The sequence below is a fragment of the Vibrio sp. Vb0598 genome, assembly GCF_033338935.1.
Taxonomy (GTDB): Bacteria; Pseudomonadota; Gammaproteobacteria; order Enterobacterales; family Vibrionaceae; genus Vibrio; species Vibrio alginolyticus.
The window spans coordinates 1-1,322 of sequence record NZ_JAWOTP010000135.1 but is presented as its reverse complement, the minus strand read 5'-3'; the positions used below and the strand labels follow the sequence as shown (position 1 = coordinate 1,322).

The following is a 1,322-nucleotide window of genomic DNA, read 5'->3' as shown; positions in this document are numbered from 1 at the left end:
CGAAACTAATGATCGTCGGCGGCTTTCAGCTCGGTTTGATGTACTGCTTCTACTACCAGTCTTTCTTACTCCTTTCTGTTCCAGAAGTGTTGCTGTTCACTGTATTCACACCGATTTATGTAACGCTGATTTATGACTTCCTGAAAGGTCGTTTTTCGCCTTGGTATTTAGTCACTGCGCTGATCGCAGTCGCGGGTGCCGCATGGATCAAATTCGCTGGCATTAACGAAAACTTCCTAATGGGCTTTTTGGTCGTACAAGGGGCAAACCTCTGTTTTGCCATCGGTCAGGTGGGCTACAAATACATCATGGAAAGTGAGCCCGTCGATTTACCACAGCACACCGTGTTTGGTTACTTCTACTTGGGTGCGCTTTGTGTAGCAACCGTGGCTTTCGCGCTCATGGGCAACCTCGACAAACTGCCAACCACCGCAACCCAATGGGGCATTTTGACCTACCTTGGTTTGATTGCATCAGGCTTTGGTTACTTTGCGTGGAACAAAGGGGCAACCTTAGTGAATGCCGGCGCGTTAGCGGTAATGAACAACGCGTTAGTGCCAGCAGGCCTGATTGTGAACATCGTAATTTGGAACCGAGACGTCGACATCGTACGCCTCGCGATTGGCGGCGCGATCATCATGCTATCGCTGTGGATTAATGAAACGTGGGTGAAAAAACGCGTTGAAATGAGCTACGCCAATAAGTAACGTGCCTTTCTCGACACATATTCCAGCAATAAAAAACGCTCTCCAACTGGAGAGCGTTTTTTTAATTCAATTAATGCACTTTGGCTTGCGAGCTTGCGCCCATCAACGCATTAGGCGGCGTTGGTAACAACACTTCCAACTTCGCATTGCGGGCTTCCAGTTTGCGTTGACGCTTGAGCAACTTCTGCTGCTTTTTTGCCACTTTTAGCAGCTTTTTCTGCTGTTTGTAGTGTTTTTTCAGTGCCTTTTTCGCTTTCTTAAGCGCTTTTTTATCGGCCAAATCAAACAGTGCAGGAGCCGCCATCGACACTGGTGTCACCACTTTCGCGGCTTGTTTCTTCTCTTTCACTCGCTCGACCACACGTTTCACGATCGCCGCCTTTTCTGCGCTGTGTTTTGGCGTGACGGAAATGGATTGCGCAGGCAGCGCTTCAGCTAACAGACCGCATGCTTGTTGCTCGTTTAACGGCTTGTCTTGGCATTTTTGTGGAGGAATTGCGGCAGGCTTACACAATGAGTCTTTAGAAGCGGAAGAGCGTGCACAAGAGCGACAAACGAACTTAGGTGCGACGACCAAACGGTGAATGTCACCCAAGTTGGCCGCAATTTGTTTGC

The 1,322-nt window shown here is 48.9% G+C and carries 2 protein-coding genes; one reads left to right on the top strand and one right to left on the bottom strand.

Annotated elements, in window-relative coordinates; translation table 11 throughout:
- Positions 1 to 707, top strand: a 707-nt coding sequence (locus tag R7Q38_RS23535) for an EamA family transporter (RefSeq protein ID WP_318114487.1), incomplete at its 5' end; no start/stop codon positions are given.
- A 70-nt stretch (positions 708 to 777) separates the two neighbouring features.
- On the opposite strand, the gene R7Q38_RS23530 is transcribed toward R7Q38_RS23535, so the two are convergent.
- A partial coding sequence (locus R7Q38_RS23530) for a hypothetical protein (RefSeq protein WP_318114486.1) occupies positions 778 to 1,322 on the bottom strand: 545 nt, incomplete at its 5' end.